This is a genomic window from Streptomyces sp. NPDC059895 (genome assembly GCF_042731035.1).
GTDB lineage: Bacteria > Actinomycetota > Actinomycetes > Streptomycetales > Streptomycetaceae > Streptomyces.
Genome location: NZ_JBHWKO010000030.1, coordinates 41,026 through 53,661 on the forward strand (window position 1 = coordinate 41,026; position 12,636 = coordinate 53,661).

A 12,636-nucleotide genomic window follows, 5' to 3' on the forward strand; every position below is an offset into this window, starting at 1 on the left:
GGAGTTGGCGCAACTCCCGGCCGCCCGAGAAGTCCGCTTCCGCGGCCTGTGAGCCACCCCACATCACCCGCCCCTCTGGACGACGATCGGGCGTGGCACACTGACCCTGTACCTAAAGCAGCGCACTCCGGGGTCGGTGAAATTCCGAACCGGCGGTTACAGTCCGCGACCCGGCCGCTTCCAGCGGCCGGTTGACCAGGTGAAATTCCTGGACCGACGGTTAAAGTCCGGATGGGAGGCAGTGCGCGGCGGGCGGGCATTAGTGCGCGCCGCCGTCTGTGCTCGTTCCAGCGGGACGAGTCCGTCCGGCGTCGCTCCCGGTGTCGTCGCCCGTACGTTCTGTCGTCATCGACAGGCCCCGGAGTCCGTGCCCCAACGTGGCAGGAGGACCCGGGAAGTGTTCACCGGAATCGTCGAAGAGCTGGGTGAGGTCACCGCCGTCGAGAACCTCGGCGACGCCTCCCGCTTCCGGCTGCGCGGACCCGTCGTCACCGAGGGCGCGAAGCACGGCGACTCCATCGCCGTGAACGGGGTCTGTCTCACCGTCGTCGACCACGAGGGCGACGAGTTCACCGCCGACGTCATGGCGGAGACCCTCAAGCGTTCCAGCCTCGGCGCCCTCACCGTCGGCGCCCGCGTCAACCTCGAACGGCCCACCGCCGTCGGCGCCCGCCTCGGCGGCCACATCGTGCAGGGCCACGTCGACGGCACCGGCCAGGTGCTGGAGCGCACGCCGTCCGAACACTGGGAGATCGTCAGGATCTCGCTCCCGGCCGACCTCGCCCGGTACGTCGTCGAGAAGGGCTCCATCACCGTCGACGGCATCAGCCTCACCGTCGTCGACGCCGGCGCCGACCACTTCACCGTCAGCCTCATCCCCACCACCCTCGCGCTGACCACCCTCGGCCTCAAGCAGCCCGGCGACCCGGTCAACCTCGAGGTCGACGTCGTCGCCAAGTACGTCGAGCGCCTGCTCGCGGCCGGCCAGGGGGGCACCCGGTGAACCAGCTGAACTCCGAGGCGTTCGTCCTCTTCGACCAGCACATCCTCTGGTCGGACATGATCGGCAACATCCTCGGCCTGGCCGCCCTCGCCCTCGGCTGGCGCCGCTCCATCTGGAGCTGGCCCGTGCAGTTCCTCTCCGGACTCGTCCTGTTCGGCGCCTTCTTCGGCCACCTCACCGGCAGCGCCGGCAAGCAGGTCGTCGTCATGGCCGTCGCCCTGTACGGCTGGTGGCAGTGGAACCGGAGCAAGGGGCGGGCCGCGGACGGCCAGATCACCCCCCGGTTCGCCACCTGGCCCGAGCGCGCCGCCATGGCCGTCGCCGCCGCCGTCGGCACGGTCGCCGTCGCCCTCCTCTTCCAGGCCTACCCCACCCTGTCCTGGGACCCCTGGCCGGACGCCTACATCTTCGTCGGCACCATCGTCGCCATGTACGCCCAGGCCCGCGGCATGGTCGAGTTCTGGTTCGCCTGGCTCCTCGTCGACCTCGTCGGCGTCCCCCTCAACTTCGCCAACGGCTACGCCTTCTCCGGCTTCGTCTACGTCATCTACGGCGCGCTCGTCCTGTGGGGCATGCGCGACTGGTGGCTGCGCTCCCGCAAGGGCCCGGCGCAGCCCACTCTGGAAGGAGCGCCGGCATGAGCACCGCACCCGTCCTGTACCCCGCCGACGACATCGGGGACTTCGCCCTCGACCCGATCGAACAGGCCGTCGCCGACATCGCGGCCGGCCGCCCGGTCGTGGTCGTCGACGACGAGAACCGCGAGAACGAGGGCGACCTCGTCATCGCCGCCCAGAAGGCCACCCCCGAGATCGTCGCCTTCATGATGAGCGAGTGCCGCGGCCTGATCTGCGCCCCCATGGAGGGCGACGAACTCGACCGGCTCCGGCTCCCGCAGATGGTCGCCGACAACACCGAGTCGATGAAGACCGCCTTCACGGTCTCCGTCGACGCCACCGCCGCACACGGCGTCACCACCGGCATCTCCGCCTCCGACCGCGCCACCACCCTCCAACTGCTGGCGAGCGGCACCGCCGAGCCCACCGACCTCGTCCGCCCCGGCCACATCTTCCCGCTGCGCGCCAAGCCCGGCGGGGTCCTCGTCCGCAACGGACACACCGAGGCCGCCGTCGACCTCGCCCGGCTCGCCGGCCTGCGTCCGGCCGGCGCGATCGTCGAGATCGCCGGCGAGGACGGCCGCATGCTGCGCCTGCCCGAGCTGATCCCCTTCGCCCGCAAGCACGGCCTGACGATCATCTCCATCGAGGATCTGATCGCCTACCGCCGCAGCGCCGAGCCCACCGTCCGCCGCGAGGCCGCGACCCGCCTGCCCACCGCCCACGGCACCTTCACCGCGTACGGCTACCGCTCCACCGTCGACGGCGTCGAACACGTCGCCCTCGTCCACGGCGACATCGGCGACGGCCGCGACGTCCTGGTCCGCGTCCACTCCGAATGCCTCACCGGCGACGTCTTCTCCTCCCAGCGCTGCGACTGCGGCCCCCAGCTCGACGCCGCCCTCCAGCGCATCCAGGCCGAGGGCCGGGGCGTGGTCGTCTACCTGCGCGGCCACGAGGGCCGCGGCATCGGCCTGCTGTCCAAGCTGCGGGCCTACGAACTCCAGGAACAGGGCCGCGACACCCTCGACGCCAACCTCGAACTCGGCCTGCCCGCCGACGCCCGCGACTACGCGGCCGGCGCGCGGATCCTCGCCGACCTGGGCGTACGCAGCGTCCGCCTGATGACCAACAACCCCGACAAGACGGACGCGCTGCTGCGCCACGGCCTCGAGGTCGGCGCCCGCGAACCGATGCCCGTCCAGGCGGGCGAACACAACATCCGCTACCTGCGCACCAAGCGGGACCGGATGGGCCACGACCTGCCCTGGCTGGACACGGCCCCCGTGTCCCCCTGCGGCAACCAGTAAGCACGGCACGACAGCTACACAGCTCGACAGCACTACGGCACCGAGGAGAGACGTGAGCGGCAAGGGCGCACCGGAACTGTCCGTGGAGAACGTGGGCGACCTGCGGGTCGCCGTCATCGCGGCCCAGTGGCACGAGAAGGTGATGGACGGTCTGGTCGACGGCGCCCTGCGCGCCCTGCACGACCTGGGCATCGACGAACCGACCCTGCTGCGGGTCCCCGGCAGCTGGGAGCTCCCGGTCGTCGCCAAGGTCCTCGCGGGCCGCGGCTACGACGCGATCGTCGCCCTCGGCGTCGTCATCCGCGGCGGCACCCCCCACTTCGACTACGTGTGCCAGGGCGTCACCCAGGGCCTCACCCAGGTCAGCGTCGACACCGGCGTCCCCGTCGGTTTCGGACTGCTCACCTGCGACACCGAGGAACAGGCCCTCGACCGGGCCGGCCTCGACGGCTCCAGCGAGGACAAGGGGCACGAGGCGGTGACGGCGGCGGTGGCGACCGCGGCCACCCTCCGCTCAGTATCCGAACCGTGGCGTCAGCCCGGCCGGCACACCACGTAAAGTGGGCGGCACCATGTCCAAGAAGACGTTCGAGGAGCTCTTCGCCGAGCTCCAGCAGAAGGCCGCCACCGGCGACCCCGCCACTTCCCGCACCGCCGAACTGGTCGAGAAGGGCGTCCATGCCATCGGCAAGAAGGTCGTCGAAGAGGCCGCCGAGGTCTGGATGGCCGCCGAGTACGAGGGCAAGGACGCGGCAGCCGAGGAGATCTCGCAGCTGCTGTACCACGTCCAGGTGATGATGGTCGCCCGCGGGATCTCCCTGGACGACGTCTACGCCCACCTCTGAGCCGCACCCCGTCCCCCCGTCCCTCACGCATTCCCGCCCGAACGAAGGAAGCTCGCCTCATGCTGCGCATCGCCGTCCCCAACAAGGGTTCCCTGTCAGGCCCTGCGGCGGAGATGCTGCATGAGGCCGGCTACCAGCAGCGCCGGGAGTCCAAGGAGCTGCGGATCGTCGACCCGGAGAACGAGGTCGAGTTCTTCTACCTCCGCCCCCGCGACATCGCCATCTACGTCTCCTCCGGCCGCCTCGACATCGGCATCACCGGCCGCGACCTGCTGATCGACTCCGGCGCCAACGCCGAGGAGATCCTCCCGCTCGGCTTCGCCCGCTCCACCTTCCGCTACGCCACCAAGCCCGGCACCGCGAAGGGCGTCGAGGACCTCGGCGGCATGACCGTCGCCACCTCCTACGAGGGCATCGTCGCCAAGCACCTCGCCGACAACGGCATCGACGCCTCCGTCGTCCACCTGGACGGCGCCGTCGAGACCGCCATCGAACTCGGCGTCGCCGAGGTCATCGCGGACGTCGTCGAGACCGGCACCTCCCTGCGCAACGCGGGCCTGGAGGTCATCGGCGAGCCGATCATGAAGTCCGAGGCCGTCGTCATCCGCCGCACCGGCGCCGACACCGACGAGCCCAAGGTCCAGCAGTTCCTGCGCCGCCTCCAGGGCGTCCTCGTCGCCCGGACGTACGTGATGATGGACTACGACTGCCGCGTCGAGCAGCTCGAGAAGGCCGTCGCCCTGACGCCGGGCCTGGAGTCGCCGACCGTCTCCCCGCTGCACAACGAGGGCTGGGTCGCCGTCCGCGCCATGGTCCCCGCCAAGGAGGCGCAGCGGATCATGGACGACCTGTACGACATCGGCGCCCGCGCCATCCTGACCACGGCGATCCACGCCTGCCGCCTCTGAGGTACCCGCCGACGATGTCCGACCTGCCCACCCTCCCCGTCACCTTCCGGCCGGGCCGCACGCGCGCGGTGCTGCTCACCGCCGGTGCCGTGATCTTCGTCGTGATCTCGGGCGTCTCGCTGCTCCTGGAGCAGCTCGGCCCGGGGGAGCGGCTCAGCTTCATCGTCACCGGCGGCCTCAGCTTCTGGGTGCTGGCCCAGCTGGCCCGCGTCAAGGTCGTCGCCGACGACTCCGGTGTCACCGTCGTGAACATCGCCAGCCGCAGGCACCTGGACTGGGCGGAGATCCTCCGGGTGAACCTCCGTCCGGGCGACGCCTGGGTCTTCCTCGACCTCAGCGACGGCACCAGCCTGCCCGCGCTCGGCATCCAGCCGGGCATCGCCAGGGAGCGCGCCATCGCCGACGCACGCGCCCTGCGGACCCTCGTGGAGGCCCGCTCCCTCCGCGACCCCGAGCAAGATCAGGGCTGACTCGGGGTCGTCCACCCTGCCGCACATGCCCGTGTCTTGATTAACCTGGTGGCGGAGACGTTCCCGCGACGTCTCCGCCCCTGTCGTGCCGGGCCCGGCGCACAGGGGTTCCTGCTACCCGAGGAGTGACCCTCTCAGGCGATGGACGGTTCGTCCTGTAGTACCTGCGCCGCCCCCTCCACAGCGGAGGCGGCGGTTTCATGACCATCCCCCTGCTGCTCCTGGCAGCCGCGTTCCTGCTGATTCTGGCCAACGGCTTCTTCGTCGCCGCCGAATTCGGCCTCGTCACCGTCGAGCGACCGGAGGCCGAGAAGGCCGCCGCCGACGGCGACCGACGAGCCCGTACGGTCGTCGAGTCGCTCAAGGAGCTGTCCTTCCAGCTCTCCGGCACCCAGCTCGGCATCACCATCACCTCCCTCGTCGTCGGCATGCTCGCCGAACCCGCGCTGGCCGAGCTGCTGCACGGCCCGATCACGGCGACCGGCATCCCCGAGGGCGCGGTCTCCGGTGTCGCCGTCGCCATCGGCATGCTGCTGGCCTCCGCCGTGCAGATGGTGATCGGCGAACTCGTGCCCAAGAACTGGGCGGTGTCCAAACCCCTCCAGGTCGCGCGTTTCGTCGCCGGCCCGCAGTACGCCTTCGCCCGCCTCTTCCGGCCGGTCATCGCCGGCCTCAACGCCGTCGCCAACCGGCTCGTGCGGGCCCTGGGCGTCGAGCCCGCCGAGGAACTGGCCTCCGCCCGCACCCCGGGCGAACTGGTCTCCCTGGCCCGGCACTCCGCACAGGCCGGCGCCCTCGAACAGGACACGGCCGACCTCTTCGTCCGCACCCTGTCCCTGGCCGAGCTCACCGCGCAGCACGTCATGACCCCGCGCGTGAAGGTCAGCGCCCTCCAGGCGTCGGCCACCGCCGAGGACGTGGTCAACCTGACCCGCGCCACCGGCCTGTCCCGCTTCCCCGTCTACCACGAGAAGATCGACGAGATCGTCGGCATGGTCCACCTCAAGGACGCCCTCGCCGTCCCTGTCCACGAACGGCTGCGCACCCCCGTCGGCCGGATCGCCCGCCCGGCGCTGCTCGTCCCCGAGACGCTGCCCGTCCGGCCCCTGCTGGCCCGGCTGCGCAGCGAGCAGCCCATCGCCGTCGTCGTCGACGAGTACGGCGGCACGGCCGGCGTGGTGACCCTGGAGGACATCGTCGAGGAGATCGTCGGCGAGGTCCGCGACGAGCACGACGGCCTGGACACCCCGGAACTGGCCGCCGTGCCGCCCGAGGACGGCCGGCCCGCCTGGGACGTCGACGGCAGCTGCCGTGTCGACACCCTGCTGCGGATAGGCCTCGACGTGCCCGAGGGGCCCTACGAGACGGTCGCCGGACTCGTCGCCGACCTGCTGGGCCGCATCCCGGCCGTCGGCGACCGGGCCGAGCTGCCCGGCTGGCGGCTGTCGGTGCGCCGCGTCGGCCACTACCGGGCCGAGCGGGTCCGGCTCGTCCGCACCGGGGCCGTCGCGGAGGCCGCCCGATGAGCGTCCTCCAACTCGCCCTCGCCGCTCTCCTCGTGCTCGCGAACGGCTTCTTCGTCGGCGCCGAGTTCGCCCTGGTGTCGGTCCGCCGCAGCCAGATCGAGCCGGTCGGCACGGCCCGCGCCCGCCAGGTCCTGCACGGACTGGAGCGCCTGCCCCAGATGATGGCCGCCGCCCAGTTCGGCATCACCGTCTGCTCGCTCACGCTGGGCGCGGTCGCCGAACCCACGGTCGCGCACCTGCTGGAGCCCGTCTTCGAGTGGGTCCACCTCCCGCACGGGATGATCCACCCGCTGGGCTATGTCATCGCCCTCGCAGCCGTGGTCTTCTTCCACCTCGTCATCGGAGAGATGGTCCCGAAGAACCTCGCCATGGCGGCCCCGGAGAAGGCCGCGCTGTGGCTCGGCCCGGGGCTGGTCGCCTTCGCCCGGCTGTGCCGTCCGATCACCGTCGCCCTCGGCGCCTGCGCCGGGGGCATCCTGCGCCTCTTCGGCGTCGAGCCCAAGGACGAGGTGGAGGCCGTCTTCACCAGCGAACAGCTCAACCGGCTGGTGGAGGACTCCGGTCAGGCCGGTCTGCTCGACCCCGAGGAGCAGGAGCGGCTGGAGGACGCGCTGGAGCTGGGCTCCCGGCCGGTCACGGACGTGCTGCTGCGGCGCGAGTCGCTGGTGACGGTCAGTCCGTCGGTCACCCCCGGCGAGATCGTCGACCTCACCGCCCGCACCGGCTACTCCCGCTTCCCGGTCGCCGCGGAGAACGGCGCCTTCATGGGCTACCTCCACGTGAAGGACGTCCTGGACCTGGAGCACTCCGACCGGGCGGTGCCGCAGCAGGTGTGGCGCTCCATGACGACGCTCCGGGCGGACCTGCCGCTCGACGACGCGCTGACGGTCATGCGCCGGGCGGCGACCCATCTGGCGCAGGTCGCCGACGCCTCGGGCAAGGTGCTCGGCCTGGTCGCCCTGGAGGACGTGCTGGAGCTGCTCGTCGGCGAGGTGCGCGATCCTGCCCACCGGGACGTGCCCGAGGTGGTGATGGCCTCGTAGCCGTCGTAGGCGGGCGGGCCGCTTCCCGCGGCGCGCCCGCCCGACGGGCCGGGCGGTCTACGGGGCCGACGGATCCTGCGGTCCCCGGCCCGACAGCACCTCCCCGTACGCCTGCATCAGGTCCGGCAACCGCAGCGTCGACAGATCGTCCCGTGTCAGGGCCCCGGGATACACCGACAGCCGGAGGTCCCGGTAGGCGCAGCTCTTCTCGTACAGGGTCCGCAGGAACCGGCCGTTGCCCAGCTCGTCGATCCACCCCTGCTCCACCACGTGCCCGGCGATCGACCGCAGCTCGTCCAGGGCCTCCTCGTCCCACACGTCACCGTTCTCCGCGGCGAGGACCTCGCCGATCGAGGTGAGTTCGAGGGGCCGGTACGACGGGAAGTCGACACGGGTCGTGAAACGGGACGACAGCCCGGGGTTCGCGGCGAGCAGACGGTCCATGCCCTCCGGATAGCCGGCCAGGATCACCACCAGGTGGTCCCGGTTGTCCTCGGCCCGCTTCAGCAGCACCTGGAGTGCCTCGTCGCCGTACGCGTCGCCCTTGCCGTAGCCGGAGTTGGACAGGGAGTACGCCTCGTCGACGAAGAGGACACCGCCCAGCGCGGAGTCGATCAGCTCGTTGGCCTTCACCGCCGTCTGGCCGAGGTACTCGCCGACCAGATCGGCCCGCTGGGCCTCCACGAGATGGTCGCCGCCGAGCAGGCCGAGGGCGTAGAAGACGCGGCCCAGGATGCGGGCCACCGTGGTCTTGCCGGTGCCGGAGGGGCCGGAGAAGACGAAATGGCGCTTGGGCGGCTGGACCGGGAGGCCCTGCCCGGCTCTCAGCCGGGCCATGTTCAACTGCGCCGACAACGCCTTGACCTGGCGCTTGACCGGTTCCAGCCCGACCATGCGCTCCAGCTCGGCGAGCGCCTCCTCCAGAAGGACGGGGTCGGTGGGCCCGGCGGGCAGCACCGAGGGCACCAGCGTCCGCTCGCGCACCGCCGGGCCGGTCACCGAGGGGAGGGGGCCGACGGACGGCAGGTCGCCGGGTTCGGTGAGCTTCAGGTCCCGTCCTTCGGTGCCGAAGAGCGGGTCGAGGACGTCGGGCCCGTCACCGGTGTCCTGGCCGGCACCGGTGAGGGTGATCGCGGCGAGGTCGCCCGGATCGTCGTAGCCGTCGCCCTCGGCGATCGCGGCGAGCCGGGCCGCGGTGTCCATGAAGGCGGGGTCGACGCGGTGGACGGCGCGGTACAGGGGGAGGGCGGCGGCCGAGCGGCCGGTGCCCTCGTGGGCGCGGGCCAGCCAGTAGCGCAGTTCCTTGCGCTGCGGCTGCTCGCTGCGGCAGCGCATCAGCGCCGTCGACAGCAGTGGTTCGGCCTGCCCGTACATCTCCAGCCGGACCCGCGCCATGCCGCCGAACAGGCCGGCCTCGATGCCGAGCAGCGGGTCGTCGACCAGCGGGTCGGTGTGCCGGACCAACTGCTCCCAGTCCTTGACCAGATAGGCGCGGCAGGCGTGCAGGAAGCGGACCTGCTGGTCGGTGTCGACGGGCGGGAGCCCGGCGAGCGCCCGGTCCAGTTCGGGCACGTGCCGGCCGTCCAGCCAGTGCGAGGCGTGCGCGAGCAGCAGGTCGCGGGGGCTTTCGAGTACCGGTTGCACCCACCAGCCCAGCCAGTACCAGGAGTTGAGGGTGCGGCGGTGCCGGGTGCGCTGTTCGCCGAAGCGGTCGCGGTGCCGGAACATCCTGAGCAGCGCGGTCGTCGTGTCGACGCGCAGCGCGTGCAGCCCGAGCCAGCCGTCGGCCATGCCCGGATCGATCCGCACCGCGGTGCGGAACTCCTCCTCCGCCTGCGGATAGGCGCCCATCGTGTAGGCGTCCACGCCTCGCAGCCAGGCGAGGTCGGCCGGGGCCTCGGGGCCCCGCGTGCCGAAGTCCATCACGTCCCCCACAAACCGTGCCCCCGTCGGTATGCCGCCGGGCCGTCGCCCGCCGGCCGCCTTGGCCGAACCGCTGTGCCGCTCACCGGAGTTGCAAGGTGCGCGCGGCAGCTGTCCGTAGGTCGCACCGAGGGCATCGTACCTGCGGGGGTGTCGCCCGCCGAAGGGTGCCGCACAGGCCGTTTGGCGTGGTGGGGGCAGAAGGGGCGCACCTGCGCACGGTGACCCTGGGTGAGCGAACGGCGTCACGCGGCGGTCGTCCGGGGCGGGGAACGCGGGATGGGGGCAGAACGAAGCCCCCGATCACGGGGGAACAACCGGGGGCTTCGCGTCCTGGGGCGGCTTGGAATGCCGCACATTGAGAACGTAAGTCCTGTACGGGCCACCGGTCAAGCACGGTCGGGGCACTTGGCGAAGTTCGCGCGTACGGCCCTTCACAGGTTCACCACATCGCGGGCATTCCCTCACGGTGCGTGACCGGACGGTGCGGTCAATGTGTTCCCGCGGGCCCCGGCAGCACCTCGTACCCCTCATTCACCTGGCGCACCACAGTGTCCGCGTACGGTCTCGACGGGTCTTCGGCGAAATGACGCTCCTCGGCCCGGACCCATCCGTCCCAGAAGTCCCTTTGTTCCTCCCCGTCCCGTGAGCGTCCCCGCGCCCAGGCCTCCTCGCGGGGCACCTCCATCCACAGCAGGTGCGCCAGGTGGGGCCGCAGGGCGCGGCGGCCCGCGCCGACGCCCTCGACCAGGATCACCGGGGCGGGCGGGAGCGGGCGGGGCGGGCCGAAGCGGCGGGCGCGCCAGTCGTAGGGGGTGTAGCGGGCCGTTCCGCCGGAGCGGAGGGGGGTGATCACCTGGGTCAGCAGGCGTCCGGTCCACGCGAAGGGCTCGTCGTGGCTCGCGATGTCGTCCAGATGGAGAACGGGCGCGTCGCCCAGCGCCTTCGCCAGGCGCCCGGCGAACGTGGACTTCCCCGAGCCGGCATGCCCGTCGACGCCGATCAGACGGACCGGGCCGCAGGACGGGGGCAGCCGGCGGAGCCGGGAGGCGAGCTGGTGGATGGCGGGTCCTGGTGATTTCGGGCGTGCCCTGGGGGGGGGCTCGGGCGGTGCCGCCCGGGGCGGTGCGTGGGGTGGGGGTCTGCGGCGGGCCAGTCTAGTGCGGGACGGGGACCGCCACCGCCCGGCCGACGGCGCACCGGCGGCCCTACGCCGGGGTGCGGTCAGGAGGGGGGTCGGGCGAGGGGATGCCGTCGCGACGCCCGGGGCGGTCAGGGGTATCGGGCGGGGATGCCGTCGCGACGCCCGGGGGCCGTCAGGGGTATCGGGCGAGGGGCCCCACGGGACGCCCGTGGGCCGTCAGTGGTCCGGACCGATGTCGCCGGGCGTGGCACGGGCGTCGGTACTGGCAGGCCCGGCCGCCTGCGGCCATAGTGGGCGCACACCGTGCACCCGGACCCGCCCCGCCCCGACCCGCCAGACCCTGGGAGTCGTTCGCCCATGAGCAGAGCCGAACAGCCGTCCAGCGAAGCGGACCAGCGCTCCGGCGGAATCGATCCGTGTCCCGCGGCGGCCGACCGGCCCACCCGCAGGATCGTCCTCGCCGCCGCGGTCGCCGCGGCCGTCACGGGGGGTTCGGCACCGGCGGCCGCCGACGCGGCCGGCACCGCGGCCCCCGACGCGGCCGGCACCGCGGCCGCCGGAGCTGCCGCCGGCCGGCCCGTCGACCACCGTTCCTGGACGACCCTCGCAGACTGGAGCGCCGGCACCGCCCGGGGCGCCCAAGCGGTCGCCGGGAACCGGCCCGGCGTCGTCATCGGCACCCCCGCCGGCACCACCGACTACACCGACCCGCACACCGGCACCACCGCCGCCTGGGAGTACGCCACTTGGACCTCCCCGGTCCACCGGCTCACCGTCCCCGCGACCGAGGCGATCGCCTCCTGGAACGCGAGCACCCCGGGCGGCACCTGGCTCCAGGCCGAACTGCGGGCCACCTACTCCGACGGCACGGACACCCCCTGGTACGTCATGGGGCGGTGGGCGTCCGGAGACCGGGACGTCCGGCGGACCTCCGTCGACGGCCAGAGCGACGGCAGGAGCACCGTCTGGACGGACACGCTGGCCGTCGACGACGCCTCCACCGGCCTGCGCCTCACCTCGTACCGCCTCCGGCTGACCCTCTACCGCAGGCCCGGTACGAAGCTCACCCCGACCGTGTGGCGGCTGGGCGCGATGGGCTCCGACGTCCCCGACCGCTTCACCGTCCCGGCCTCCGTGCCCGGCGCGGCCGGGGAGCTGAGCGTGCCGCGGTACTCCCAGGAGATCCACACGGGGCAGTACCCCGAGTACGACAACGGCGGCGAGGCCTGGTGCAGCCCCACCTCGTCGCAGATGATCATCGAGTACTGGGGCGGCCGCCTCACCCCGGAGCAGCTCGCCTGGGTCGATCCCGCGTACGCCGACCCGCAGGTGTGCCACGCCGCCCGGTACACGTACGACCACCAGTACGCGGGCTGCGGCAACTGGCCGTTCAACGCGGCCTACGCGGCCACCTTCGAGGACCTTCAGGCAGTGGTGACCCGGCTCACCTCCCTCACCGATCTGGAGACGCTGATCGCGGCCGGCATCCCGGCCATGACCTCCCAGTCCTTCCTGAAGGAGGAGCTGACGGGCGCCGGGTACGGCACGGCCGGCCACCTGATGACCGTCATCGGGTTCACCGCGGAGGGCGACGTGATCGCCAACGACCCGGCCTCGCCGAGCAACGCGGCGGTGCGGCGCGTGTACCGGCGGCGCGAGTTCGAGAACATCTGGCTGCGCACCAAGCGGTACAACGCGAGCGGCGCGGTCGTCTCCGGCACCGGGGGCGTCTGCTACCTCTACTTCCCGGCGCGTCCGACCGCGCGCCAGCGCACGGCGCTCGCGGCGGTCGGGGTGCACTGAGCCGGGCACACGGCGGGGCGCGTCCCCGCCGTGTGAGCAAGCTC

The 12,636-nt window shown here is 72.4% G+C and carries 12 protein-coding genes and 1 riboswitch; of the genes, 10 read left to right on the forward strand and 2 right to left on the reverse strand.

From position 1 onward, the window contains the following. The first annotated feature begins 118 nt into the window (after nucleotides 1–118). Nucleotides 119–249: riboswitch (FMN riboswitch) on the forward strand. Between the two features lie 148 nt (nucleotides 250–397). The 9 genes from ACFV9M_RS28350 to ACFV9M_RS28390 all read left to right on the forward strand — a co-directional run bounded on the left by ACFV9M_RS28350 (nucleotide 398) and on the right by ACFV9M_RS28390 (nucleotide 7,722). After that, complete coding sequence (locus tag ACFV9M_RS28350; RefSeq protein ID WP_385067134.1) at nucleotides 398–1,003, forward strand: riboflavin synthase; 606 nt, start codon at nucleotides 398–400, stop codon at nucleotides 1,001–1,003. Beyond that, nucleotides 1,000–1,644, forward strand: a complete 645-nt coding sequence (locus ACFV9M_RS28355; protein ID WP_385067136.1) for a nicotinamide riboside transporter PnuC — start codon at nucleotides 1,000–1,002, stop codon at nucleotides 1,642–1,644. Before ACFV9M_RS28350 ends, ACFV9M_RS28355 begins: the two co-directional genes overlap by 4 nt. After that, nucleotides 1,641–2,930, forward strand: a complete 1,290-nt coding sequence (locus ACFV9M_RS28360) for a bifunctional 3,4-dihydroxy-2-butanone-4-phosphate synthase/GTP cyclohydrolase II (RefSeq protein ID WP_385067138.1) — start codon at nucleotides 1,641–1,643, stop codon at nucleotides 2,928–2,930. The genes ACFV9M_RS28355 and ACFV9M_RS28360 overlap by 4 nt, the downstream gene beginning before the upstream one ends. A 52-nt stretch (nucleotides 2,931–2,982) precedes the next feature. Then, nucleotides 2,983–3,489: a 6,7-dimethyl-8-ribityllumazine synthase gene (gene ribH, locus ACFV9M_RS28365; protein ID WP_385067141.1), complete on the forward strand. Its 507-nt coding sequence runs from the start codon at nucleotides 2,983–2,985 to the stop codon at nucleotides 3,487–3,489. Between the two features lie 13 nt (nucleotides 3,490–3,502). Continuing rightward, entirely contained in the window at nucleotides 3,503–3,775 is a 273-nt protein-coding gene (locus ACFV9M_RS28370; RefSeq protein ID WP_189936437.1) for a phosphoribosyl-ATP diphosphatase, read from the forward strand. A gap of 59 nt (nucleotides 3,776–3,834) precedes the next feature. After that, on the forward strand, nucleotides 3,835–4,683 hold the full coding sequence (gene hisG / locus ACFV9M_RS28375) for an ATP phosphoribosyltransferase (protein ID WP_385067144.1): 849 nt from the start codon (nucleotides 3,835–3,837) through the stop codon (nucleotides 4,681–4,683). A gap of 14 nt (nucleotides 4,684–4,697) precedes the next feature. Beyond that, a complete protein-coding gene (locus ACFV9M_RS28380) occupies nucleotides 4,698–5,153 on the forward strand; it encodes a PH domain-containing protein (protein ID WP_385067147.1) in 456 nt (151 codons plus the stop codon). Between the two features lie 200 nt (nucleotides 5,154–5,353). Beyond that, nucleotides 5,354–6,679 carry a hemolysin family protein gene (locus ACFV9M_RS28385; RefSeq protein ID WP_385067149.1) on the forward strand — a complete coding sequence of 442 codons (1,326 nt, stop codon included), beginning with the start codon at nucleotides 5,354–5,356 and terminating at the stop codon, nucleotides 6,677–6,679. Continuing rightward, nucleotides 6,676–7,722, forward strand: coding sequence for a hemolysin family protein (locus tag ACFV9M_RS28390; protein ID WP_385067152.1), 1,047 nt, complete (start codon nucleotides 6,676–6,678; stop codon nucleotides 7,720–7,722). The genes ACFV9M_RS28385 and ACFV9M_RS28390 overlap by 4 nt, the downstream gene beginning before the upstream one ends. A 57-nt stretch (nucleotides 7,723–7,779) precedes the next feature. On the opposite strand, the gene ACFV9M_RS28395 is transcribed toward ACFV9M_RS28390, so the two are convergent. Then, nucleotides 7,780–9,645 (reverse strand): AAA family ATPase, encoded by a 1,866-nt coding sequence (locus ACFV9M_RS28395; protein WP_385067155.1) that lies wholly within the window; start codon nucleotides 9,643–9,645, stop codon nucleotides 7,780–7,782. Between the two features lie 490 nt (nucleotides 9,646–10,135). Next, the gene (locus ACFV9M_RS28400) at nucleotides 10,136–10,708 is read right to left on the reverse strand and encodes a uridine kinase (protein WP_385067275.1); all 573 of its coding nucleotides are present in this window, start codon (nucleotides 10,706–10,708) and stop codon (nucleotides 10,136–10,138) included. A 438-nt stretch (nucleotides 10,709–11,146) separates the two neighbouring features. Here ACFV9M_RS28400 and ACFV9M_RS28405 point away from each other — a divergent pair, with 438 nt between their 5' ends. Then, complete coding sequence (locus tag ACFV9M_RS28405) at nucleotides 11,147–12,592, forward strand: peptidase C39 family protein (protein ID WP_385067158.1); 1,446 nt, start codon at nucleotides 11,147–11,149, stop codon at nucleotides 12,590–12,592. The last annotated feature ends 44 nt before the right edge of the window (nucleotides 12,593–12,636 follow it).